12 protein-coding genes are annotated in these 24,563 nt (G+C 71.4%); 9 read left to right on the top strand and 3 right to left on the bottom strand.

All coding sequences use genetic code 11. From position 1 onward, the window contains the following. The first annotated feature begins 265 nt into the window (after positions 1-265). From BAW75_RS08510 to BAW75_RS08520, 3 genes are all read left to right on the top strand, one after another. Entirely contained in the window at positions 266-4,618 is a 4,353-nt protein-coding gene (locus BAW75_RS08510) for a LamG-like jellyroll fold domain-containing protein (RefSeq protein WP_146074810.1), read from the top strand. Between the two features lie 79 nt (positions 4,619-4,697). Beyond that, a complete protein-coding gene (locus tag BAW75_RS08515; RefSeq protein ID WP_104113199.1) occupies positions 4,698-11,363 on the top strand; it encodes a polymorphic toxin-type HINT domain-containing protein in 6,666 nt (2,221 codons plus the stop codon). Positions 11,364-11,426: 63 nt separating this feature from the next. Continuing rightward, positions 11,427-12,554 carry a hypothetical protein gene (locus tag BAW75_RS08520; protein ID WP_146074811.1) on the top strand — a complete coding sequence of 376 codons (1,128 nt, stop codon included), beginning with the start codon at positions 11,427-11,429 and terminating at the stop codon, positions 12,552-12,554. Positions 12,555-12,632: 78 nt separating this feature from the next. Here the strand turns inward: BAW75_RS08520 and BAW75_RS08525 are convergent, their stop codons facing one another. Further along, on the bottom strand, positions 12,633-13,121 hold the full coding sequence (locus BAW75_RS08525; RefSeq protein ID WP_167435537.1) for an anthrone oxygenase family protein: 489 nt from the start codon (positions 13,119-13,121) through the stop codon (positions 12,633-12,635). 70 nt (positions 13,122-13,191) lie between these two features. Between BAW75_RS08525 and BAW75_RS08530 the strand changes: the two genes are divergently transcribed. Together BAW75_RS08530 and BAW75_RS08535 are read left to right on the top strand one after the other, a co-directional pair. After that, positions 13,192-14,136, top strand: coding sequence for an AraC family transcriptional regulator (locus BAW75_RS08530; RefSeq protein ID WP_104113202.1), 945 nt, complete (start codon positions 13,192-13,194; stop codon positions 14,134-14,136). Further along, positions 14,133-14,474, top strand: a complete 342-nt coding sequence (locus BAW75_RS08535) for a VOC family protein (protein ID WP_104113203.1) — start codon at positions 14,133-14,135, stop codon at positions 14,472-14,474. The genes BAW75_RS08530 and BAW75_RS08535 overlap by 4 nt, the downstream gene beginning before the upstream one ends. A gap of 35 nt (positions 14,475-14,509) precedes the next feature. Here the strand turns inward: BAW75_RS08535 and BAW75_RS08540 are convergent, their stop codons facing one another. After that, entirely contained in the window at positions 14,510-16,918 is a 2,409-nt protein-coding gene (locus BAW75_RS08540) for a DUF4153 domain-containing protein (RefSeq protein WP_104113213.1), read from the bottom strand. A gap of 155 nt (positions 16,919-17,073) precedes the next feature. Here BAW75_RS08540 and BAW75_RS08545 point away from each other — a divergent pair, with 155 nt between their 5' ends. After that, positions 17,074-17,979 carry a lytic polysaccharide monooxygenase auxiliary activity family 9 protein gene (locus BAW75_RS08545; protein WP_104113204.1) on the top strand — a complete coding sequence of 302 codons (906 nt, stop codon included), beginning with the start codon at positions 17,074-17,076 and terminating at the stop codon, positions 17,977-17,979. 1 nt (position 17,980) lies between these two features. Here BAW75_RS08545 and mgrA read toward each other — a convergent pair whose 3' ends face one another. Continuing rightward, positions 17,981-18,970 carry an L-glyceraldehyde 3-phosphate reductase gene (mgrA, locus tag BAW75_RS08550; protein WP_064447745.1) on the bottom strand — a complete coding sequence of 330 codons (990 nt, stop codon included), beginning with the start codon at positions 18,968-18,970 and terminating at the stop codon, positions 17,981-17,983. A 57-nt stretch (positions 18,971-19,027) separates the two neighbouring features. Between mgrA and BAW75_RS08555 the strand changes: the two genes are divergently transcribed. The 3 genes from BAW75_RS08555 to BAW75_RS08565 are packed head-to-tail and all read left to right on the top strand — an operon-like array spanning position 19,028 to position 23,503. Next, a complete protein-coding gene (locus tag BAW75_RS08555) occupies positions 19,028-19,996 on the top strand; it encodes an aldo/keto reductase (protein WP_104113205.1) in 969 nt (322 codons plus the stop codon). Between the two features lie 58 nt (positions 19,997-20,054). After that, positions 20,055-21,545 carry a magnesium chelatase ATPase subunit I gene (locus BAW75_RS08560; RefSeq protein ID WP_104113206.1) on the top strand — a complete coding sequence of 497 codons (1,491 nt, stop codon included), beginning with the start codon at positions 20,055-20,057 and terminating at the stop codon, positions 21,543-21,545. A 2-nt stretch (positions 21,546-21,547) separates the two neighbouring features. Continuing rightward, positions 21,548-23,503 (top strand): vWA domain-containing protein, encoded by a 1,956-nt coding sequence (locus BAW75_RS08565; RefSeq protein ID WP_104113207.1) that lies wholly within the window; start codon positions 21,548-21,550, stop codon positions 23,501-23,503. Positions 23,504-24,563: the final 1,060 nt, after the last annotated feature.

Consider the following 24,563-nt stretch of genomic DNA (forward strand, 5'->3'; position numbering starts at 1 on the left):
CGAGACCAGCGATGATGGCAGCGCGGCCTTGCTGCCACCAACAGCGGCGCTTCTACCTCAAGCCCCACACGTCAGACACTGTCACGACTTGCCTGGGCGAGGATCTGACCGAGGGGCAGCGCCAGTCAGGTGAAAGCTCATTGACCAAGGTCACCATTGGCTCCTACCATCTGCCCACGCGCTTTGCCGTACGGGGGCAGATGGGCAACCGCTGAACCCTGCGCGAGAACGACTTCATCGCATGGTTCACGGGGGAGCAACACAAATGACGATGGCGCACGCCCGCATCGCGCAGGGCGCCACTTTGGCGATCCTGGCGACGTTACTCTCAGTCGTTACATCACCACCTACCGCCGCTCATGCTGCGGATTGTCCGTCCGGAGTGGTCGCCGAGAGTGAGCCGGCTGCCGAGACCGAGGCGGCGGCACAGCGCCTCGCGGAGCTCTGTGACAAGCCCGTCGAGGTCCTCGCCGAAGCCGATGAGACCACCAAGGTCGTCGCCCTGCCCAGCGGCGACTTCTCTATGGAGACCTACCTCGAGCCGCAGCGCGTCGAGCGAAACGACCGCTGGATCGCGCTGGACACGAACCTCGAGCGCGGCGCGGACGGCCGATTCCGGCCCAGGGCTGCGGCCGACGTGTCGTTCTCGACCGGTGGCACCGGCCCGCTGGCGACCTACCGCGAGGGTGGCGCCGACTTCACGCTGACCTGGCCCGCGCCGCTGCCGGCCGGCGTCGTGCGCGAGGACTCGGTCACGTACCCGGAGGTTCACCCGGGCGTGGACCTGGTGGTGCGTGCCGTGCCCGGCGGCTTCTCGCACGTGCTCGTAGTGAAGAACGCCGAGGCTGCCGCGAACCCCGAGGTGCGCGAGACGGCCTACGTCATCGGCGGCTCGGCGACCGTGACCGAGACCAACGACGAGATCGTCATCAAGGGCCCGGCCGGTGTGATCGCCGGCGCTCCCAAGGCGATGGCCTGGGATTCGACCCGGCAGGTCCGTGACCCGCAGACCGCCGCGCTGCGCCGGGAGGATCCCGAGGGCCTCGCCCCACCGCGGGTGGCCGAGCCGTCCACCGCCGAGGCTCCGAGCGAGTTCGCCCGCCGGTCCGACCTGGACGTACGGGTTGCCGGCAAGAGGCTGACGGTGAGCGTCGACGAGGATCTGCTGTCCGCGCAGTCGACGTTCCCTGTCTACATCGACCCGACCTATTCGAAGTACTACGCGAAGTGGATTCCGGTCAACGACTCCCGGCCGGACACCAAGTGGGTCTCCGGCGACGCCTGGCCGCGTGAGGTCATCCGGATCGGGTCCAACTACGACAACTACGGCGACGTGTGGCGCGCGCACATGCAGTTCGACATCAGCGCGCTCAGGGGCAAGCGGGTCATCAATACGCCCAGCGTCGACGCCTACCTGACGCACAGCGCCTGGTGCGCCGGTGAGTCGCTGGCGCTCTGGCAGACCAACGCCATCGACGGCAACACCCCGACCTGGAACGGCATGAAGGGCAAGTGGCTGCACGGCAAGGCGATCCATACCAAGACAGTCAAGGTGAACAGCGGCTGCAGCGGCCAGAAGCCGGCCTGGGTCAAGTTCAACGCGGGCGGTGTGAAGACCCACGTGCAGCGGCATGCCGACGAGAACTACAGCACCATCACGTTCGGCCTGCGGGTGCCCACCGAGAGCGGCGGCCACTGGGTCAAGGCCGAGCGCGGCAAGATCAAGCTGGTCGTCGAGTACCAGTCGAAGCCGACCTCGCCGGTGCCGGTGCGCACCGCGCCGGGCGGTAACTGCGCCGCCTCGCCCGGTCCTTGGATCAACGACAGCACCCCGGCCCTGTACGCCACGGCAACCGACGCCGACAACTCGGTGCGGCTCGTCTTCGACGTGAACGGCCCGACGGCGCCGGCCGACTACACCTCCGCCGCGGTGGCCTCGGGCAAGGAAGCGACCTGGACCACCCCGGTGCTCGCGGACGGCAGCTACAACTGGAGGGTCTACGCCACCGACGGCACGGACAAGACCGGCTGGAGCAAGACCTGCTACTTCCGGCAGGATCACACGCCGCCCACCCTGCCGGTGATCGCCCGCAAGGCCGGCACCCCGACGCCCGAGCTGGGCAAGCCGGTGACCCTCACCTTCTCGTCGACCGACGCGCTCTCCGGCGTCGAGCGCTTCGACTACGGCATCGGCGTCGACGTGAAGTCGTCGAACGTCACGGCGTCGGCCGGCAAGGCGGAGGTCACCTTCACCGCGGACAGCGGGCTGACACAGATCTACGTGTGGGCCCGGGACAACGCCCTCAACTCTTCGTCGCGGGCGATCTACAACATCTTCACCGGTCGGGTCACGCCGGTCGAGCCGATGGCCGTCTGGCGGATGACCAGCAACCTGCGTGACGACTCCGGCACCATCGACGACGAGGGCAACACCAGTGAGGCGTCCACCGCGAAGGACCTGCGGTGGACGGTCTCCGGCACGCCGACGTACTCGGCGGACCGGCTGAACCACGGCAGCACCGCGCTCGACCTGACCGGTACGGGCTGCGCCACCACGATTCCGGTGGTGCGCAGTGACGCGGCGTTCACCGCCACGGCCTGGGTCAAGCTGACCAGCAAGGCGGCCGGGTCGAACCGCACCGTGCTGGCCGTCGCCGGCACCAACGCGCCGGCCTTCGCGCTCTCCTACGACCAGGCCAGTGACCGCTGGCAGACGGCGATCACCAACGCCGACTCGGCTACGGGAACCTCAACGATCGCCCGCGGCACCACCTCCCCGCCGCTCAACGGCTGGCAGCATGTGGCGACCACGGTCGACCCGGTCGGCAAGACGATGCGGCTCTATGTGGACGGCGCAGTACAGGCGACCACCGCGATCGGCGCCCTGCCGTGGCGCGGCACCGCCCGCACCCTGGTCGGCTGCGGCGGTACCGCCGGTGTGATCAATGAGCATCTGATCGGCGCGGTGGACGACGTCGCGATGTGGAGCGGCCTGCTCAGCGACGCGCAGATCGCCGCGGCGCGCGACGAACTGCCGGCCGGTGTCGCTGCGGCCTGGAAGCTACGCGGCACCGGTGACGACGCCAGCAACCACGGCCACACGCTGACCGTGCCCGCCCCGGCGACGCCGCCTACGCCCGAGCCAACCCCGGAGCCCGAGGTCACCGACGACCCGGCACCCGATCCGGGCCCGGGCGGTGGCCCGACCCCGCCGCCGGGCGAGGAGCCGACGCCCGAGCCGACCGAGACCGGCGACCCGAACGAGCCGGACCCGACCGGTAGTCCCGAGGTGCCTGAGGAGACCGAGGAGCCGTCGCCGGATCCGTCCGAGGAACCGACCCCCGAGCCGACGCCGGCACCGACGGTTCCCATGGAGTGGACCGACGACGCGTACGGCCGGCCGGGCTCCGCCTGGTACGTCAGCGGTGACCGGTGCGCCACCACGCAGCACAGCGTGATCCGCAGCGACGAGTCGTTCACGCTCGCCGTCTGGGCCCGTCTGGACGACCCGAGCGCGATGAACCAGACGATCATCGGCACCGACGGCAACCGGGTCAGCGGCTTGTTTCTCGGCGCCCGCACGAACGCTGCCGGCGTACCGTTCTGGGCGCTCATGATGAAGGCCTCCGACTCCGAGACCTCGACCTCGGAGTGGGCGGGCGGCAGCACCGACGCGTTCGCCGCGACGGTGGGCAAGTGGACGCACCTGACCGCCACCTACAACGCCACCACCAAGACGATGTCGCTGTTCGTGAACGGCGCGAAGGCGGCGTCCGTGGTGCGGTCGACCGGCGCGAACTGGAACGCGTCCGGTGTGCTCAGCCTCGGCTGCGCCAAGTACGCCGGCGCGCGCAACGACTTCTTCCGAGGCGCGATCACCGATGTGAAAGTGTGGCGCGGCGCGCTCACCGACGCCGCGGCTGCCGCCGTGAAGAACGCCAACCCGCCGGTCAGTGTGCAGGCCTGGTACCCGCTGGAGGGGCCGCGTGCCGAGGAGCCGACCAACCTGGAAGACCGCTCCGGCAACGCCAGGCACCTCTCGATGGCCTCCGGTGAGCCGCACTGGGAGCAGGACCGGTTCGCCAGCCGCAACGGCGCGCTGGGCCTGGCCCTCGACGAGGGCTCGTGCGCCGAGACCAATGCGCCGGTGATTCAGGCGAACGAGTCGTTCTCGGTCGCCGCCTGGGTATCGCTGGACGACCTGACCGGCGACCGCACCGTGCTGTCGCAGTCGGGCAGCGTCAAGCACCGCTTCCTCATCGAGTACGCGGCCGGCGTCGGCCGGTTGCGGGTGGTGATGACCGGCGGTGACTCCGCTGACGCGCCGACCGCGGAGGTGCGCTCGCTGGCCGCCCCGGCGGCTGGCGCATGGACGCACGTGGCGGCGGTCTTCAATGGGCTGACGAACAAGCTCACGTTCTATGTGGACGGCGAGCCGCAGGGTGAGGGCACCACGCTGACCGGCTCGCTGTGGTCTGGATCCTCCCCGCTTCGAGTCGGTTGTCTCGCCCTGACCGGCGGGACCCGCTCCAACTACCTGGGCGGCATCGTCGACGACGTCCGCGTCTGGACCTCGACGGTCGACCCCGACCTCTTCGGCACCTTCGCCCACGCCTGACCGGAGAACGTTCATGACTGAGAAAAAGAAGTTCTTCTCATCAGACCGGCGCGGGTTCGCCCTGGCTGCCTCGGCTTTGATGCTGACCTCTTTCCTGACCTACAACTGGGTCGCCGAGGCGCTGGACGGCGAGCGGGACAGCCAGTCCGTCGCCGCCACCAACTTCGGCACCGTCAAGGTCGACCCGGTCCCGCTGCCCGCCGACGGCGGCGCCTGGAAGGGGCCGGAGAAGGGCCGCTGGCCCGCCGCCGGCTCCACCGAGATCGTCCTGGCCGGCGCCGCCGGCCGCGCGGTCGAGGGCAAGGCTGGCTCGATCACGGTGCGGGTCAAGGCCATACCCGGCAAGAAAGCGCCGGACCGGGTGCGGGTCACGTCCCTGCCCGAGGAGCAGTCCACCAAGCTGGGGTTGAGCGGCCCGGTGCTCGCGGTCGAGGGCGACCAGCCCGGCGACGTGGAGACCGAGGTCGACATCGACAGCTTCAGCCAGATGTACGGCGGCGGCTGGGCGGGCCGACTCAACCTCAGCCGTTTGCCGGCGTGCGCGGCGACGACCCCGCAGAAGGCGGAGTGCCAGGACGCGGTGCCGCTGAAGACGGCGAAGCAGGCGACGACGCTGGCGGCGCCGATGGCGCTGACGGCGGCGGGGCCGACCATGCTCGCCCTTTCCGCGGACACCGAGTCCGGTGAGGGCGACTACAAGGCCAGCGACCTGCAGGCGTCCGGCTCGTGGACGGCCGGCGACAGCTCAGGGGCGTTCAACTACTCGAATGCCATCAAGGTGCCTCCGGCGCCCGGCCCGGTGCCGGACGTCGCGCTGAACTACTCGTCGCAGATGGTCGACGGCCGGATGGCGGGCAACAACAACCAGGCGTCCTGGGCCGGCGACGGCTGGGACTACACCCCCGGCTACATCGAGCGCAGCTACGTCACCTGCCAGGACGACGTGGACAAGGTCGCCGGCAAAGACCCGAACAACAAGGACAAGAAGACTCTCGACCAGTGCTGGAAGGACAAGTCGCCGAACATCACCGTCTCGCTGAGCGGAACGAACACGGCGCTGGTCAAGGACGACGCGACGGGCACTTGGCGGCCCGCCGCGGACGCCAACTGGAAGGTGCAGCTGGAGGGCTCGCCCGCCAAGAAGGGCACCGCGACCACCGAACGGTGGATCATCACGACCCCGGACGGCACCCGTAACTTCTTCGCCGCCGAGGTCGCCACGTCCAACTCGCGGTGGTCGGTGCCGGTCTTCGGCAACCACGACGGCGAGGACTGCCACGCCGACGTGTTCAAGGACTCGTCCTGTCAGCAGGTCTGGCGCTGGCTGCTGGACAAGCAGATCGACGTCCACGGCAACATGACCCGCTACTTCTACAAGAAGGAGACCGGGCACTACGGCGCGGCCGGCGACAAGAGCAACCGCGTCTCGTTCGACCGCGGCGGCAACCTCGAGCGCATCGAGTACGGCCTGCACACGGCGTACCCGGACGTCGCGGCCACCGGCCGGATCATTTTCAGCACAGCGGACCGGTGCTTTGCGACCGAGTGCTACTCCGACGGCAAGCCGGTCACCGCGAACTGGCCCGACGTGCCGTGGGACAAGGAGTGCACCGCCGAGCCGTGCACCGACAAGCTCGCGCCGGTCTTCTACTCCATCAAGCGGCTCACCAAGATCACCACTCAGATCCGCACGAGCGCGACCGGGTTCGACCCGGTCGAGTCATGGACGCTCGACCAGGAGTTCAAGGCGCCCAAGGCGGCGCGCTCCGCGTCGCTGTGGCTCAAGTCGATCACGCACGCCGGGCACGTCGGTGGCACCGTCACCGACCCGCCGGTGGTGTTCACCGGCGTCGAGCTGGCCAACCAGGTCAACGCGATCGCCGGAACAGAGTTCTTCTCCCGCTGGCGGGTCCAGAACATCCGCACCGAGTCCGGCGCGGACATCTTCGTCAGCTACTCGGACGCCGACTGCGACGCGAACGACCTGCCGGCTGTGGAGAACAACAGCCGGCTCTGCTACCCGGTGTACTGGACCCCGGACGGCTACTGGGACCCGACCAGGGATTGGTTCCGCAAGTACGTGGTCAAGGAGGTCACCACGTACGAGAACACCGCCGGCCAGCCGCCGGTGACCACCCGCTACGCGTACTCGAACGAGGGCACCAATACCAACGTGCTCTGGGGCTGGGACGACGGCGAGTTCACCAAGAAGAAGCACCGCACCTACGGTCAGTGGCGGGGCTACTCCCGGGTGACCGCCACGGTCGGCGGCACGCAGGCTCCGCTGGTCACCCGCAAGCAGTTCTTCCGTGGCCTCGACGACCAGCCGCTGCCCGGCGACAAGACCCGCAGCGTGCAGGTCATCGACTCGGCCGGCAACAGCTACACCGACCAGCCCGCGCTCGCCGGCTCTACGCTCGAGGTGGCCTCGCTCGACGGCACCGCGGTCGTCGAATCGTCGATCACGTCGTACTGGGTCAAGCAGACCGCGACCCGCACGCGTACCGGCGGATCGGACCGGGCGTACAAGATCGCCCCGTCGGTGAAGAAGGAGCGCCGCCTGCTCGCCCCCGGCACCTGGGAGCAGAGCGAGACCCGGACGACGTACGACGACGAGGGCTACGCCGAGGTCGCGTACGAACTGGGCGACACAAGCAAGACCGGCGACGAGTCGTGCACCCGTAACACGTACGTGCAGAACGACGCCCTCTGGTTGCGCGGGTTGGTGTCGCGGAGCGAGACCGTGTCCAAGGCCTGTGGCGCGACGGTGTCCCGGCCGGCCGACGTCGTCGCCGACGTCAAGACCTACTACGACGGGTCGGACACACATGGCGCGGTGCCCAGCAAGGGCAGGGCGACCCGAGTCGACACGCTCGACGAGTGGATGGACGGCGCGCCGAAGTACACGGTGACCACCCGGGCGGCCTTCGACGCGCTGGGCCGGCCGACCAGCAACACCGACTCGCTCGGCAAGACCAGCAAGACGTACTACACCCCGGCGGGTCCCGGCCCGGTCACCCAGACCCGGACGCGCAACCCACTCGAACACGAGGTGATCACCGACCAGAACCCGGCGTGGGCCACGCCCACCTCGATCCTGGACGCCAACAACAAGCGCACCGACCTGGAGCACGACCCGATGGGCCGGCTGGCGAAGGTCTGGCTGCCCGGTCGAGCCAGGACCGCCACGCCGAACCTGGAGTTCTCCTACCTGGTCCGCAACAACGGGCCGCTGGCGGTGACCACCAAGCGGCTCGGCCCGAACAACAACCAGATCAGCGAGATCGGCCTGTTCGACTCGCTCTACCGGTCGGTGCAGGTCCAGGAGGACGCGCAGAAGGACAAGGACGGCAAGGACGCCCGCCTGGTCACCGGCACCGGCTACAACGACCGCGGCCAGGTCGAGTACAAGTCGGACGGCAACTACGCCCTCGGCAGGCCGGGCACCGGACTGGTGAACATCACACCGGGCGAGGACCGCAGCCGGACCGTGTCGACCTACGACCGGCTGGGGCGCGTCGTGGAGGAGGCGCTCTGGTCGCACAATGTCCGCAAGTGGGGCACCACCACGGCGTACGGCGGAAACTCGGCGGGCTGGCAGGTGGCCGTCACGCCGCCGAAGGGCGGCACCGCGACCGCGACCATCGAGAACGTCGACGGCGACGTCATCGAGGAGCGGGAGTTCCACGGGCCCGAGCCGGAGGGCGCGTTCGACAAGACGTCGTACACATACACGCCGCGCGGCGACGTCGAGACCGTGGTGAAGGGGGCCCTCACCTGGCGGTACGAGTACGACCTGCGCGGTCGTGAGATCAAGACGGTCGACCCGGACAAGGGCACCACGGTGCTCGAGTACAACAACGGCGACGACGTCACCAAGTCGACCGACGCCGAGGGCGACGTGGTCTCGACCACCTACGACGACCTGGGCCGCCAGAAGCAGCGCCTGTTCAACGGCGTCAAGGCGGCGGAGTGGACCTACGACACTGTCGCGAAGGGACACCTCAGCAAGTCGACCTCGATCGTCGGCGGGCACTCCTTCACCAAGGAGATCTTCGAGTACAGCGACGCGTACCAGGTCGTCGACGAAGAGGTCATCATCCCGGCGATGCCGGGGCTGACAGGGCTCGCCGGCACCTACGTCGCGACGTACACGTACACCGCGAACGGCCTGCCGTTGCGTTCCAGCTTGCCGAAGATCGGCCCGATGGAGAAGGAGGGCCTGACCCGCACGTACGACGACCTCGGCAACGTGGTCAAGCTGGCGGGCACCTCCTCGCCGTCCGGCACCACCCGCACGTACGTCGACCGGACCACCTACTCGCCGTACGGCGAGGTGCTCAACCGCTGGCTCGGTACTCCGGTCGGGGACAAGCCGCAGGCGTACCAGAACTACGTCTACGACGACGCCACCCGGCGGCTGTCGGAGTTCCGGTTCGACCGCGACGGCAGCGTGCCGAACGTGGCCGCGGTCACGTACGACTACGACGAGGTCGGAAACGTCCGTTCGGTCGCCAACCGGCCGGTGGACGCGGACAAGAACCCGCGTGCGGGCGAGGAAGACGTCCAGTGCTTCACCTACGACCACCTGCGTCGCCTGACGGAGGCCTGGACGCAGGTGGCCACCGAGTGCGCCGGCCCGACCGCTGCGGGTGGCAAGGCGCCGTACTGGAAGACCTGGGCGTTCGACGAACACGGGTCGCGGACCACCACCAGCGACAAGCTCACCGACAAGAGCTCGATCTACGGGTACGCGGCCGGTGCCCAGCCGCACGGCGTGCGCACCATTACGACCGGTGAGCAGGTCGACCACTACGACTGGGACAAGCGGGGCAACCTGAAGTACCGCAAGGTGGGCGACCGCACCGAGACGTTCCAGTGGAGTCCGCACGGCAAGCTGACCAAGATCAGCGGGCCGGAGGGCGACACCACGATGGTGTACGACGTCGACGGCAACCGCATCGCGCGGATCGACCCGACGGGGGCGGCCACCGCCTTCCTGTTCGGCAACGAGTACACCTCGTCGCCGGCGAACACCAGCGCCACGCGGTACTACGAGCACGCGGGTGACACGATCGCGTCACGGACCGACACCACCAGCCGCAAGGGCGACATCATCTGGCTGGCGTCGGACGCCCAGGACTCCGCGACCTGGGCGGTCAACTCGGTCACCCGGGCCGCGACGATCAAGTACAACGACCCGTACGGCAACCCGCGCGACGGATCGCCGACCCCGCAGTGGCCCTCGGGCCAGCGCGGGTTCGTGGGCGGCATCAACGATCCGACCGGACTGACCCTGCTCGGCGCCCGGTACTACGACCCGAGAACCGGCGCGTTCATCTCGGTCGACCCCGAGATCGACGAGCACGACCCGCAACGGCTTCACCCGTACGCGTACTCGAACAACAACCCGACGACGTTCTCCGACCCGGACGGCCTGTTCTGGGGTGCCATCAAGAATGGCATCCAGAAGACGGCCAGTGCGGTGGCGAACGGCGCCAAGGCGGCCACCAAGGCGGTGGTCGACAACGCCGGCACGATCGCGTCGGTGGCCGGCACCGTGGCGATGGTCGCGGCGGTGCTGCCCCCGCCCGCGCAGGTGGTCGCTGCGGCGGCCGGTGCGGTGGCGGCCGTCGCCGGAGCGATCGACACGGCCAAGTCCTGTGTGGGTGGTGACGTCGGCGGCTGTGCGTCGGGCATCGCCGGCATGGTTCCCGGCGTCCGGCAGGCCAAGAACGCCGCACGAGGTATCGGGTCGTTGAAGAACGCCGCGAAGGGTGTCTTCTCCAAGGGCTGCAACAGCTTCTTGCCCGGCACGCGGGTGCTGATGGCCGACGGCAGCACCAAGCCGATCGAGGACGTCGACCTGGATGATCAGGTCGTCGCGCGGAACCCGGAGACCGGTGAGGACGGCATCCGCCCCGTCACGTCACTGATCACGGGCACCGGTGACAAGCAGCTCGTGAAGATCACCATCGACGCCGACGGCGACGGCGTCGAGGACGGCACCGTGACCGCCACCGACGGCCACCCGATCTGGGTGGAAGACGAGCGGAAGTGGCTGGACGCCGGCGTGCTGAAGGCGGGCATGCAGCTGCTCACGCCGGACGGCGCCCGCGTCACGGTCATCGCGGTGGTCGCCTACGGTGCCGTCGCCACGGTGCACAACCTCGACGTCGACGACATCGACACGTACTACGTCGTCGCCGGTGGCACGCCGGTCCTGGTTCACAACGCGGAAGCCTGCTCGATCCTCGAGCACCGAGCCAAGGAGCTGCACGACCTGCGCCGGGACGGCACGGCGGCTGGCTACTTCCAGTGGAAGCTCGGCACGACGGCGATCGTTCGCAGCAAGAAGGTGCTGCCGGACGGCACGGTCACCTACGTCGACGTGGTCGCGGCCAACGGCAAGGGACTGACGGCGGCGCAGAGGGCGGCGCTGCGCGGCAACGAGGAAGAAGCGGTCAACTTCGACGACCTGCACGCCGAGATGAACGCCCTGAAGCACGCTGTGGACTCGAAGTACGAGCCGCTGCACGGCGCGGCGAGCCGCAACGTCTGTCCCTGGTGTGAAAACTCGATCCGGGATCGCGGCGGCCGACTCACCGGACGCTCGAAGTGGCGGCAGGCGGTTCCCGCGGCGGGCGGCAAGAAGAAATACCCGAAGGGGCAGCGCGGCTTCGAGATCTACCGCAACGGCTCACTGTATGGCATCAAGGTGAACGGCGGCACCCTGCTGCTCTGAGCACCGGGCTGCCCGGCGCTTGTGGCGCCGGGCAGCCCGACCCATCGTCGATAGAATGCCGCCGTGATTCGTGAGATGCGCTTCGTCGTGTCGGTGCCGGATGAGGTCTCGGCCCATGCCGTCGCCGAGAAGCTGGCCGAGCGTGGCCACCTGCTGGTCGCGGTACGGGAGGTGCCGACCGACCCGCTGGAGGGTCGCTTCGCCGGCTGGTGGCGAGTTCACTCGCTGGTCGTGGACCCGCCCTACGAGGGTCCGCTGGAGGTCTCACCGGCCGAGAAGAAGGCCGTTGCGGCAATTGCCCGGAAGTACGGCGGGCAGGTCAACTCGGCGTGCGGCCAGTTTCCGGACAAGGCGATCGAGCGCTTCTCCCGGGAGGGCCTCGCGCACGAGCTCGACCGGGCCGAGGCCGACCGGATCCGCGGGGAGCTCGTCGGCGGGCAGACAGCCGTCGCGCCGTCCTTGCCCGCCCCTCCCGGACTCAAGTGCGGTGGTTTCCGTCGTCCTGCCGCCGATCTTCGTGCGGCCGCCGAGGTGGTGCCCTTCGAGGGCCGCACCTTCGACGGTGTGGGCGACCTGATCGCAGCGATCGCGAGCGACGCGTTCCCGCAGGGCTCGGTGGTGCCCGCCACCCCGGGGGCGGTGCCGCGGCTGGCCGCGCTCGCAGGTGCCGACGGGGTGAGCGACTTCTACCGGGCGATGACGCTCATGGTGCTGTTCCAGATGAGCACCGCGGGTCGGCGGCGGCTGGCCTACCAAGCGGACGCCCCGGAAGACGGTGGTGCCGAGACACCCGCGGAGACGGCGACCCGGGCCGCGGTCGCGGCGGTGCTGCCCGGTCTCGCCGTGGGCCGCAGCGAACTGGCCGAGTTCCTCCTCGCTGGGCTGTCCGCGGCCACGCGGGAGGCGGGGGCCGGAATGCCAGCCGGCCTGGAGCGGATCGCTCGGCGGTACGCGGGCACCGCCCGCATCCCGGTGGTGAACCTGATCCGGGCCGTGGCTGACGGCGTCGAAGAGCCCATGCGGACTGCCACCGCAGCGGTGGTGGCGGCCCTGCCCGAGGTGGTCGACGGCCTGCAGAGCACAAAGGCATTGGTCGAGGGGCGGGCACTCGACACGCTCGATACCGTGCTGCAGTGGGAGCTGGACAACGCTCGGCTGTCCAAGCTGGGTACGGTCTTCGGCCCCCGCTGATGACCGCCGGCCCACCGGCGGTGTGCCAGCAATCCGGGTGGTGCCGGCCGGCAATGGGCTGAACCGGCCGGAATCCGCTCAACCGGACGCGCGGCCCGCGAGGACCAGCGCCGAGCACAGCGCGCCGAACCCGGCCGTGCTCGCCACCGCCCGGACCACGTTCCAGGTGACCCAGGCGGACTCGAAGCGCTCCCGAGCCGCACCGGGATCGGCCGTACCGGCCGCCGCGAGCGCGTCGTTCAGCGGCACGTTCACCGCCACGGTGACGACGAACATCACCAGGTAGAGAGCAAGCCCGACGACGATCCACGGCAGCGCCGGCCGGACCGCCCCGCGCGACGCTAGCACCCCCGCGAGCGCGGCCAGCACCGGCGTACCCAGGAAGGCCAGTAGGAACCAGCCGTTGACGATGGTGACGTTGATGCGCTGCATCGCGTCCACGAACGTGCGGTCGTCCGCGCCGCGCAGCGCCGGCATCACCGCGTACGCGAACGCGGCGAACAGGCCCGCCATCAGCCCGGCCCCGACTGTGGCGCCGACCAGCGTCAGTTGTTGTACGAGTCGCATGTGTCCATCGAACCGCCGCGCGGTGAGACGGCCCATGGCCAGGACGCGCGATCCTGTGTTCAATCGTCTCGTGGACGCCGTCTCCGGCCTGCTCGACGGTCCCCGGGCGCGGGGCGCCTTCCTGCTGCGCTCGATCCTCACCCCGCCCTGGTCGATGCTGATCCGGGACGGCGCGCCGCTCACGCTGGTCGCCGTGGTGCGCGGGGACGCCTGGATCGTGCCGGAGGAGGGGGAGGCCGCGCGGCTCTGCGACGGTGACGTGGCGATTGTGCGCGGCCCGGGCCCGTACACCGTGGCGGACGACCCGGCCACGGCGCCGCAGGTGGTAGTGCACCCGGGTCAGCGCTGCACCACGCCGGACGGGCGGGAGCTGTTCGCGATGACGCGGTGGGGCGTACGCACCTGGGGCAACGGGCCGGACGGCCGGACCGTGCTGCTCACCGGCACGTACCCGGTGCGGGGCACTGTCGGGCGGCGGCTGCTGGACGCGCTGCCGCCGCTGGCGGTGGTCCGCCGCGAGTCCTGGGACACGCCGCTGGTGCCGCTGCTGGCCGACGAGATCGTCAAGGACGACCCCGGCCAGGAGTCGGTGCTGGATCGCCTGCTCGACCTGCTGCTCATCGCCGCGCTGCGGGAGTGGTTCGCCCGCCCCGGTGCTGCCGCACCCGGCTGGTACCGGGCGTATGCGGATCCGGTGGTCGGCCGCGCGCTGCGGATGCTGCACGACGACCCGGCCCGGCAGTGGACGGTGGCGTCGCTGGCCGCCGAGGTGGGGCGGTCGCGTGCGGCGCTGGCCCGGCGGTTCACCGCCCTGGTGGGCGAGCAGCCCATGTCGTACCTGACGGGCTGGCGGCTCTGGCTCGCGGCCGACCTGCTCCGCGAGCCCGGCGCCACTGTCGGCGCGGTGGCCCGCCGGGTCGGCTACGGCAGCTCGTTCGCGCTGAGCACCGCGTTCAAACGCCGGTACGGCACGAGCCCTCGTCGGCACGTCGACGGGGCTAGATTGACCGGATGACTGTCGACCTGTTCGCCGGCGTCCCGATCCACGACATCGCCGTGTCGACGGCCTGGTACGAGCGGCTGCTCGGCGCTCCGCCGCAGTTCCTGCCCAACGACCACGAGGCGGTGTGGGAGCTGGCCGAGCACCGCTACCTCTACATCGAGGTGCGGCCCGACCACGCCGGTCACGCCATGCAGACTGTCTTCGTCGAGGACTTCGACTCCCGTCTCGCGGCGATCGCCGCCCGAGGGTTGGAGCCGGCTGCGCAGGAGACCTACGACAACGGCGTCCGGAAGGCGATCTTCCACGACCCGGCCGGCAACGAGATCGGCTTCGGCGGCGGCCCCGCCTGACCGGGCCGCGGCGATCCGCGGCCCGGTCGGCGACGTCAGCGTGGGCCGCGCGTCTTCGGCAGGTCGAACTGGTCCGCCCGGCGGCAGTCCTTCGGGCCGCCGACCGGCTGCGGGCCGACCTCCTCCAGTGCCTTACGGGCGCGCTGCCGACCGAGGTTCCAGGCGTACCAGGGGTCGGGCTCGGCGAGGTCGTCGGCGATCCAGCTCAGCGTGCACCGGCGTACCGGGTCGGGAAGCTTGGCCAGCGACGGCGTCGCGTCGGCGGACAGCGCCCGCAGATACCAGGCGTCGATCTTGCCGGTCTGCTCGTACCGCAGCGTGTTGCGGCGGGCGACGTAGTCCTCCGGGTTGAGCACCGCCAGGCCGAGCAGCATCGTCACGGCCAGCGCGACGGTGGCGCCGGGAATCCACCGGCCCTTGAACCGGACGCCGGCCAGGATGATCATCAGGAAGACCGTGCCGAGCAGCATCTCGAACGCCATCACGAAGATCCGCTCGCCGGTGAAGCTGTAGACCTTCTGGTACGTCCACATGCGGGACAACGCCGACGCCACGATCACCACGCTCAGCGCGCTGATCAGCCCGAGCAGCACACGCAGCAGGACGCGCTCGACCGGCCGCTCCCGGCGCGCCCAGCGGCCCACGCCGCCGAGCACCGCCACCGTCAGCAGCGTGACGAAGAGCAACTGCCAGAAGCCGCTGCGCGCGTACTCGGCGTAGCTGAGACCGGCGACCCGCTGCACGTGCTGCTGCCCGCCGAAGAGCACAGTGAACTGCACCACCACGAACCCGGCGAACAGCAGGACGAGCGCGCCGATGGCCGGGGCCCACTCCAGCAGGCCGATCCGCCGCTCGCCGGACCTGTCCACGGTGGACAGGTCGGGCGGCGCGGCGAGCGTGTAGACCGCGGCCACCGCGATCAGCCCGCCCACCACGGCCAGGAACACCCAGCTGAACACCGAACCCATGTCGGTCTCGGGAACGAGCGAGCCGAGCGCCTCGGAGAACGCCGCGTCGGCGGAGGCGAGCAGGCTGCCGAAGACCACGAGCACCACGACCGTGGCGACCACCGAGACAGTCACCTTGCTCACCGTCGCCGCCGACGCCGAGGCGGTGACGTGCCGGCGTACCCAGGGCAGGCCGCGTAGCGCCGCGAACGGCGTGGCGACCAGGCCGAACAGGATCGATCGCACCAACCGTCCGCCGACGATCGCGAGGGTGGCGCAGCCCAGCGCGCCGAGCACGCAGAACGTCACGAGCCACCAGGCGTTGCGGAACGCCGGCACGGCCATCAGCGCCAGCGCGGCCGCCGCCCACCCGGCCCGGATGAGCCGGTCGGCGCGCGGCAGGTCAGCGGTCTTCGACCGGATCGCCAGCACCACCGCGACAGTGAGCGTGAGCCACCCCAGGAACCAGCCGACGCCGACCCGGCCCAGCGGCACGAAGACCGCGCCGCCGACCGCGCCGGCCAGCACCGCGAGCGGCACGGCCCGGCCGGTCGCCGCCTTCGGGCCGGGCCACCGCGCGCCGAGGAACGAGGTCCGCGGCGTCGGCGGTCGCGGCGTCCAGACCGGCGCCTGCGGGTGGCCGGTCCACCCGACACCGGGGTACGGCGGCGCGCCCACCGGCCGACCGGGAGGCTGCGGCATCCCCGGAGCGTGCGGTGTGACCGGCGCGGGCGACGCGCCGGGGATCGGCGGCGTGCTCGGGGTCCCGGGCCGGCCGGAAGCGTGCGGCGTGCCGGGCGCGCCGGAACCGGCCTGCGGGTGCGCACCCGGTGCGCCCGAACTGGCCAGTGTGCCGGAGCCGGCCTGCGGGTTCGGCGCATCCGACGGGGACGAACCCGGGGCGGCAGGCGAACCGGTGGCCGGAGCCGTCGTGCCGGCGCCCGAGGTGGACGGACCCGCCGATGCGGCGTCCTCGGCAGCCGAAGGGGTTCCGTCGGCTCGGGTGGCGGCAGGCCGGGCCGCCGGAGCGGTGTCCGGCGTGGCGGCGACGGGCTCCGCCGGACGGGAGGCCGGTGCGGTGGCGGGCTCCCCATGATCAGCCGCCCCCGTCGAACCGTCCCCGGCCGGGGACACGCCCGCGCCCGCGGAAGCCGGCGGCGTCTTGGCGACGTCGCCGGTGGTGGGGGAGAGGGCGGCATCCTCCACCGGGGAGCGTTCGACGGCCGGTGCTGTCGCCTGGGCAGGCACCGCGCTCGGCTGGCCGGCCGCCGGCACCAGCGGGAGGAACAGCGCGTACCCCTGGGTGCCGGGCGGGACGGTGACCGGAATCGCCCAGCCGGGCTGCCCCTCCGCGCCGGGCCACGGCACCGGTGGGGGCGCGCCCTCCATGCTGGGCATCACCAGCAGATAGGGCTGGGAAGGTGGGACGTCGCCCGCGGGAGGCCCGTTCGCCGGGGCGGCGCGGGAGGGCTCGGGGGACGGTTCCGGCTCGGGCAAGGGACGCTCCTCGATCACAGGGTTTCGTCACTGTAGGTCCCCCCACATGCGCCCCGCCGCCCCGTCTGTCCGTTCGGTCACGTCGGCCCGGCCGATCGGCGCGGATCGAACCTTTGACGTCTCGCGGCCGTACCAGTGCGCGGGAGGTCGATCACATGGCCGCACGCCGCGCCCTCGTCGCGCTCGCCGCCGTCGCCGTGACGGTGCCGCTCGCCGCCACGCCGGCCGGCGCGCACGGTGCGCCGACCAGCCCGCTGAGCCGGGCCGCCACGTGCGGGCCGGAAGGTGGTGGCCGGGCGCGGACGCCCGCGTGCCGGGCCGCGATCGCCGCCGGAGCGGCGGTACGCGAGTGGGACAACATCCGGGTCGGCGGCGTCGACGGGCGGGACCGGGAACGCATCCCGGACGGGGAACTGTGCAGCGGCGGGCTGTCCGCGTACCGGGGGCTGGACCTGCCGCGCGCGGACTGGCCGGCCACCACGCTCACCGCCGGCGCCCGGCACACGTTCCGCTACCGCACCACCATCCCGCACCAGGGCACGTTCCGGTTCTACGTCACCACCGGCTCGTACTCGCCGCAGCGGCGGCTGACCTGGGCGGACCTGGAGAAGAAGCCGTTCCTTCAGGTCACCGACCCGCCGATCCGCTCCGGGGCGTACGAGATGCGGGGGCGGCTGCCGGCCGACCGGACCGGCCGGCACATCGTCTACGTCATCTGGCAGAACTCGGACACCCAGGACACCTACTACTCCTGTTCGGACGTGATCTTCCGGGCGGCACGCGGTGAGCCGGACGCGACACCGGCAGCGCCGGAGGCGAGCGCGTCGCCTCCGCGTACCCTCGCCGGGGCGGCGACCGACGACGAGCCGGCCGGGCCGGTGGCGACGGTGACCGACGGCGGACCGCTGTCCCGGCCGCTCGTGCTCGGCGCGGCGGCGCTCGTCGTCGCGCTGCTCGCCGCGGCGGTGGTCGGACGGCGGCTGAGCCGGGCCGGCGGCCCTCCGCCCGGGCGGCCGTGCGGTGTCCGCAACCACCGCGCCGGGCGGCGCCGCGTCTGGTGAGTCAGCCGAGCAGGCCCTCGATCTCGGCCAGGTCGTCACCGGCGAGGTCGAGGTTGTCCAGCGCGGCCACGTTGCCCTCCAGCTGCGCCACGCTGCTCGCGCCGATGATGAGGCTGGTCATGCGCGGGTCGCGCAGCGCCCAGGCCAGGGCGAGCTGGGCGAGCGTCTGACCGCGCCGCTCGGCCACCGCGGCGAGCCCCCGGACCGTCGCCATCGTCTCCTCGTCGAGGTCGGCCTCGTTGAGGAAGACGCTCGTGCGTACCCGGGAGTCGGCCGGGATGCCGGTGAGATAACGGTCGGTGAGCAGGCCCTGGGCGAGCGGGCTGTACGCGATGCAGCCGGCGCCGACGCCCTCCAGCGTGTCCAGCAGGCCGTCGCTCTCCGTCCAGCGGTTCATCATCGAGTACGACGGCTGGTTGATCAGCAGCGGCGTGCCCAGGTCACGCAGGATCTCGGCGGCGCGCTCGGTCTGCTCCGAGTCGTAGTTGGAGATGCCCACGTAGAGCGCCTTGCCGGAGCGGACGATCGCGTCGAGCGCGCCCATCGTCTCCTCCAGCGGGGTCTCCGGGTCGAAGCGGTGCGAGTAGAAGATGTCGACGTAGTCCAGCCCGAGGCGGCGCAGCGACTGGTCCAGCGACGAGATCAGGTACTTGCGCGAGCCCCACTCGCCGTACGGGCCGGGCCACATCAGGTACCCGGCCTTGCTGGAGATCACCAGCTCGTCCCGGTACGGCTTCAGGTCGCCTGCGAGCAGCCGGCCGAAGTTCTCCTCCGCCGACCCGGGCGGAGGACCGTAGTTGTTGGCCAGGTCGAAGTGGGTGATGCCGAGGTCGAAGGCGCGGCGGACGATGTCGCGCTGCCGCTCGAAGGGCCGGTCCGGTCCGAAGTTGTGCCACAGGCCGAGGGAGATGACGGGGAGCTTCAGCCCGCTCCGGCCGCTGCGCCGGTAGATCATCTCGTGGTAACGGTCGTCGCTGGCGAGGTATGTCACGAGGTCATTCTGTCCGCAGCGGAGTGCGGCCGCAGCGGCGCGGGTACGTTCGGCCACATGCGTTACGTGCAGCTCGACACCCCCAAGCCCATCTCCAAGATCGGCCTCGGCACCTGGCAGTTCGGCTCCAAGGAGTGGGGCTACGGCCCCGACTACGAGCGCCGCGCCGCCGAGATCGTCCGGCGGGCGCTCGACCTGGGCGTCACCCTGTTCGACACCGCCGAGCTGTACGGCTTCGGCCGCAGCGAGCGCATCCTCGGCTCGGCGCTGGGCGGCGACCGGAGCAAGGTCGTCGTCGCCAGCAAGATCTTCCCGCTGCTGCCGGTCGCCCCCGTGGTGCAGCAGCGCGCCGTCGCCTCCGCCGCCCGGCTCGGCGTCGACGGCATCGACCTCTACCAGGTGCACCAGGCCAACCCGGTGGTCGCCGACACCACCACCATGCGCGGCATGCGCTCGCTGCAGGACGTCGGACTGGTCGGCGAGGTCGGCGTCAGCAACTACGGCCTGCGCCGGTGGCGGTTCGCCGAGGCCGCGCTGGGCCGCCGGGTGCTGAGCAACCAGGTCCGCTACAGCATGATCGACCGCGGCCCCGAGGAAGACCTCATCCCGTACGCGGAGCAGGCCGGCCGGATCGTCATCGCGTACTCGCCGCTGGCGCAGGGTTTCCTCTCCGGCCGTTACGACGCCACGAACCCGCCCGCCGGGGCGGTACGCCGGGCCAACCCGTACTTCCTGCCGGAGAACCTGGAACGCGGCACCGCGCTGATCGCCACGCTGCGCGAGGTGGCCGACGCGCACGACGCCACGCCGAGCCAGATCGCGCTCGCGTACGTGCTGCGGCACCCGAACGTGGTGGCCATCCCCGGCGCGTCCGGGGTCGAGCAGATGGAACGCAACGCGGCCGCCGCCGAGATCGACCTGACCGACGACGAGTACGCCGCGCTGGTCGCCGCCGCGCGCGCGTTCCGCCCGGTCACCGGCCTGGCCGCGGTGCCCCGGATGGTCCGCGCCCGCCTCGGGAGGTGAGCGGCGCTCCGGCGGCGTCAGTGGCGACGGGCGCCGCCGGTCATCGGAGCGCGCTAGCGTGGATCGGGTGACCGCTCCCAACCAGGTTCTCCCGGTCCCGCCCGCCGAGCTGCCGAGCACGCTCGGCGCGTTGCGCGCGACCGGCCACCAGTACCGCACGGTCAAGCAGGAACTCCGAGACAACCTCCTCGCCCGGATGGGCTCCGGCGAGGACCGCTTCCCCGGCATCGTGGGCTACGAGGACACGGTGCTGCCCGAGGTCGAGCGCGCGCTGCTCGCCGGGCACGACATGGTGCTGCTCGGCGAGCGCGGGCAGGGCAAGACCCGCCTGATCCGCTCGCTCGGCGCGCTGCTGGACGAGTGGACCCCGGTGATTCCCGGCTCGGTGCTCAACGAGCACCCGATGCACCCGATCACCCCCGCCTCCCGGGCACTGGTCGACTCGGCCGGCGACGACCTGCCGATCGGCTGGCTGCACCGCTCGATGCGGTACGGCGAGAAGCTCGCCACGCCGGACACCAGCGTCGGCGACCTGATCGGCGACGTCGACCCGATCCGGCTCGCCCAGGGGCGCACGCTCGGCGACCCGGAGACCATCCACTTCGGGCTCGTACCGCGTACCAACCGGGGCGTCTTCGCCGTCAACGAGCTGCCCGACCTGGCCGAACGCATCCAGGTGGCGCTGCTCAACGTACTGGAGGAGCGCGACATCCAGGTCCGTGGCTACCAGCTGCGGCTGCCGCTGGACCTGCTGCTGGTGGCCAGCGCCAACCCGGAGGACTACACCAACCGGGGCCGGATCATCACGCCGCTCAAGGACCGGTTCGGCGCGGAGATCCGTACCCACTACCCGCTCGACCTCGACCTGGAGCTGTCGCTGATCCGGCAGGAGGCCGACCTGGTCGCCGTCGTGCCGGAACACGTGCTGGAGGTGCTGGCCCGGTTCGCCCGCGACGTGCGGGAGTCCCCGTCGGTGGACCCGCGCTCCGGTGTGTCCGCCCGGTTCGCCATCGCCGCCGCGGAGACGGTGGCCGCCGCCGCGTTGCGTCGTTCCGGTCTGCTGTCAGGTGCCGTGGCCTCTGCTGCTGCCTCGGCTGGCGGGGCCGGGTCGGCGTCCCGGCCGGAGGCGCCGGTGGCCCGGATCGGCGACACCGTGTCGGTGACCTCCACGCTGCGCGGCAAGGTCGAGTTCGAGAGCGGCGAGGAGGGACGCGAGATCGAGGTGCTCGCGCACCTGCTGCGTACCGCCACCGCCGAGACGTTCCGCGCCCGGCTCGCCGGGCTCGACCTGTCCGGCTTCACCGCGATCGTCGCCGAGGGCGGCGCCGTCGAGACCGGGGAACTGGTCTCCTCGGCCGAGCTGCTGCGCCAGGTCGGCACCGTACCGGGGCTGGCCAAGGTGCTCGACCGGCTCGGGCTCGGCGACGCGCCCAGCCCGGAGGCCGCCGCCGCCGGCATCGAGTTCGTGCTGGAAGGGCTGCACCTGACCCGCCGGCTCGGCAAGGACGTCACCGAATCGGGGCGCACCGTCTACGGGGACCGGGACTGACAATGGCCGGCGGCAACCGCTTCCGGTACGGGCAGTGGCGCGGCGGACCCGACCCGCTCGCCCCGCCGTACGACGTGCGCGCCGCTGTGGACGCGGTCGGCTCGGACGTGCTCGCCGGCGGCAGCCTGCGCGAGTCGCTGCGCGAGCTGCTGCGGCGCGGCCCGCAGGGGCGGGGTGGCCTGGACGACCTGGCCGCCCGCGCCCGACGCCTGCGGCGGGAGGCGCTGCGCCGCGGCGACCTGGACGGCGCCGTAACCCGGGCCCGCGCGCTGCTCGACCAGGCGCTCGCCGCCGAACGCGACGAGCTGCGCGGCCGCGACGGCGACGACGCCCGGTTCGCCGAGGCCGTGCTCGACAACCTGCCCCGCTCCACCGCCCGCGCGGTGTCGGAGCTTTCGGGGTACGACTGGGCCAGCGCCGAGGCCCGGCAGACCTACCAGCGCATCCTCGACGGGTTGCGTGGCGACGTGCTGGAGCAGCGCTTCGCCGGGCTGCGCGACGCGGCGCGGGCCGCCGCCGACCCGGCCGCCCAGCGGCAGCTCGCCGAGATGATGCGCGACCTCAACGACCTGCTCGCCCGGCACGCCCGCTCGGAGGACACCACCGACGCGTTCGCCGAGTTCATGGGGCGGCACGGGGAGTTCTTCCCGGAGCGGCCCAGGAACGTCGACGAGCTGATCGACGTGCTGGCCCGGCGGGCGGCTGCAGGTGAGCGACTGATGCGGTCGCTGTCCGACCGGCAGCGCGAGGAACTGGCCGGACTGATGCGCCAGTCGCTCGGCGACCGGCTCGCCGGTGAGCTGTCCCAGCTCGACGCGCACCTGCGGTCGCTGCGGCCGGACCTGAACTGGCAGCGCGGCGAGCGCGTACGCGGCGACCAGCCGCTCGGCTACGGCGAGGCCACCGGTGCGCTCGACGAGATCGCCGAACTCGACGAGCTGCTGGACTCCCTCGACCAGGACCAGCCCGGCGCCACGCTCGACGACGTCGACGTGGAGGCGGTCGCCCGCACGCTGGGCCGCGACGCCGCCGCCGACGTACGCCGGTTGCAGGAACTGGAACGCGAACTGCGCCGCCAGGGCTGGGTCACCCGCGACGCGGACGGGCTGACGCTCAGCCCGAAGGCGCTGCGCCGGCTCGCGAGCACCGCGCTGCGGCGCGTCTTCTCCGACCTGACCGCCGGCCCGCGCGGCCAGCACGACCTCCGCACCGCGGGCGCGGCCGGCGAGGTGAGCGGGGCGTCCCGCCCCTGGGAGTACGGCGACGAGCAGCCGCTGGACGTGGTGCGCACACTCACCCGCGCGGTACGCCGGGCCGGCCCCGGAGTGCCGGTGCCGCTCGCGGTCGAGGACTTCGAGGTGGTGGAGACCGAACGGCGGGCGTCGGCGGCCGTGGTGCTCTGCGTCGACCTGTCGTACTCGATGATCTCGCAGGGGCGCTGGGGCCCGATGAAACAGACCGCGCTGGCCCTGTCGCACCTGATGGCCACCCGGTTCCCGCAGGACGCGTTGCAGATCGTCGGCTTCGGCCGGGAGGCGATGCCGCTGACCCAGCAGGAACTGGCGGCGGTGGAGCCGGACATGCAGCAGGGAACCAACCTCCAGCACGCGCTGCGGCTCGCCGGCCGGCACCTGCGCCGCCACCCTGGTGCCGAGCCGGTGGTGCTCGTGGTCACCGACGGCGAGCCCACCGCGCACCTGGACCCGGAGGACGGCGAGGCGTACTTCCACTGGCCGCCGCTGCCGGAGACCATCTCGGCGACGATCCGGGAGGTGGACCGGCTGACCCGGTACGGCGCGACGCTCAACCTGTTCATGCTGGGCGACGATCCGGGGCTGCGCCGGTTCGTGGACGCGGTGGCGCGGCGCTCTGGTGGCCGGATGTTCACCCCCGACCTGGACGACCTGGGCGAGTACGTGGTGTCCGACTACCTACGAGCCCGCCACGGCCGCCGCTGACCCCGCGCTCCCTCGTCCTCCCGCCCGCGTCCCCGCATGTTCTCGTCGATCTTGGAGTTGTGGCGCCCAGGATGCCCGGGTTCGCACTCTTCGCGAGGCACCACAACTCCAAGATCCCCGACCCCAGGCCCCCTGAGTGTGCGCGATCTTGCACTTTGGTACCCCGCAAACCGGGCAAATGGGGTGCCTGGAGGGCGCGAACTGCAAGATCGCGGGGCCGGTCGCGGCCGCTTCGCTCCCGCCCAGCGCACCGCCCTGCCCGCTCGCGTCGATCATGAACTTGGCGGCACTTGGTGTCCGTTATGTCGCCGCTAACCTCATGATCAACCCTGTGGTGGGTGCCCGGGGAGGCTTCTTCGAGGGTGATCAAGGGGTTTGTGTCCTCGTGGGTGCCGGAAAGGGCCGCAAAATCCTTGATCAACAGGGCGCAGGGCGAGGCGCCCGAGCTGGACTCGGTGAGGTTTGGCGTGTGTGGGCGGGGTGTCGGGTTTGGGGGTGGTGGGCGGCACTCTGGTGGCGGAATCGTGGGCGGGCCGGTGGCGTTGTAACCGGGTGAACGACCGAGCAAGGCCGCGCCCCCGGAGCGAGGGGGTGCGGGCTGTGGGAACAGTGCCGGTCGTTGAGTACGTGCGACGGCGTGAGCCGCGGGGAATCATCCCGCCCGGCCGGTCGTTGAGCATGGTTCCGGCGACGTGAGCCCCCGCGCCGCCCCCCGGTGGTGTGAGGCGCCCGGGAATGATGTCGGGCCGATGGTCGTTGGACCTGCTTCCGGCGCCGCGTAGAGGCCCCCCGCCCCGCGAGCAGCCGAGATCCCTTGAGACTTCTTTGAGCGCCTGACGGTGCCCACGCACCCCCGGTCCCCCCGGGGGGTGTGTCGACCCCCGAATGGAGCCCCCATCATGAACACGATTCTGCGTAAGAGCGTTCTGGGTATTGCTGGTCTGGCTTTCACCGGTGGCGTGTTCGCCGGCCCGGTCGCCGCCCACGCGGCCGACACCACCCACGCGGTCAAGCCCGTCAGCGTGACTGTGCAGGGTGACAAGCTGATCCCGCACGGCGT

It is taken from the genome of Micromonospora chalcea (genome assembly GCF_002926165.1).
GTDB lineage: Bacteria > Actinomycetota > Actinomycetes > Mycobacteriales > Micromonosporaceae > Micromonospora > Micromonospora chalcea.